Origin of the sequence: Escherichia sp. E4930 (assembly GCF_005845405.1) — a bacterium.
Taxonomy (GTDB): Bacteria; Pseudomonadota; Gammaproteobacteria; order Enterobacterales; family Enterobacteriaceae; genus Escherichia.
This window is the reverse complement of the sequence record NZ_VCDZ01000074.1, coordinates 1-1,006: the sequence shown is the minus strand read 5'-3', so window position 1 is coordinate 1,006 and position 1,006 is coordinate 1. Positions and strand designations below refer to the sequence as shown.

The 1,006-nt window shown below is 53.9% G+C and carries 2 protein-coding genes; both read right to left on the bottom strand.

Translation table 11 applies throughout. From position 1 onward, the window contains the following. Positions 1–234: ParB/RepB/Spo0J family partition protein (locus tag FFT88_RS25125; RefSeq protein WP_217355975.1), on the bottom strand; the 234-nt coding region annotated here is incomplete at its 3' end. Beyond that, positions 219–1,006, bottom strand: a 788-nt coding sequence (locus tag FFT88_RS25120; protein ID WP_135406030.1) for a DUF3440 domain-containing protein, incomplete at its 5' end; no start/stop codon positions are given. The genes FFT88_RS25125 and FFT88_RS25120, both read right to left, overlap by 16 nt.

The following is a 1,006-nucleotide window of genomic DNA, read 5'->3' as shown; positions in this document are numbered from 1 at the left end:
CAGCAGTTTCTTCTCACCCGGCGMCATGACATTGGGGTTATAATCGTTGGCCACCACCTCATCTGCTTTCACCCACAGCACACAGTCCACAGGCTCCTGTGCAAAAGGACTGACTTCATGAAGTACCCTGCGCAGATGATTCAGGGCCTGTATGGTTTCTTCTTCAGTTCGTGCCTGGCTGAAGTACTGACGAATCATGTCGCCCAGCATCTCCGGTGTCACAGAATCCCCCATTCCTTCCTCCTTTCCTTCATACGCTGCAGATAACGTTCATAGTGCCGGGGTTTGTTCGGGCTGAAGGACAGCGTCCGGCACCAGAAATCATTCTTTATGAGAGTCTTACAGATACGTCGCCAGGACGGGATATCCCGGCAGCCCAGGTCATTCTCCTGTTCATCGGGAATGTCATCCGGGAAGCCCCGCGTCTGATACCAGCGCAGATAGACAGCTATCTTGTTACGGTAATGTTCTGCCGTTCTTTCAGGCATCACATCCAGCAGGAACATCGCATAGCTGCGCCAGGTATGATGAGGCGGCTTCGTGATACGCTTACGCAGGGCAAAATAGGCACCGCTCTCATTGGCATAAAGCGCCCCGCTGGCAGCACCTGACACACGTTCACACATCCTGGCCCAGGTTTCCGGCTCCAGAACATGGTAAAGCCACAGTCCCTTACGCTGTTCGGGACCAAAAGGTTCACAGACACGCATGTTGCGTAACGGCACGCCGGCACGGTACATCAGGTCATACAGGGGATTGTAGATAGCCCGGGTTCTGGCGTTATATATCCAGATATCACGGGCTTTCCAGTCATATAACGGATACATGGTGTAGTAAAACCCTTCAGGCGACGCCGTGGTCCAGGGCTTATCATCGGCATATCTCAGTTTGCGCTGGGACACCAGTCCCATAAAGCGGTTGAGGGATTCATCCGCCCGGACACCGGTCAGCACTGCCACTCCACACCGGTTGCCGGCAAACCAGGAAGAAAACGCCGGAACAAATT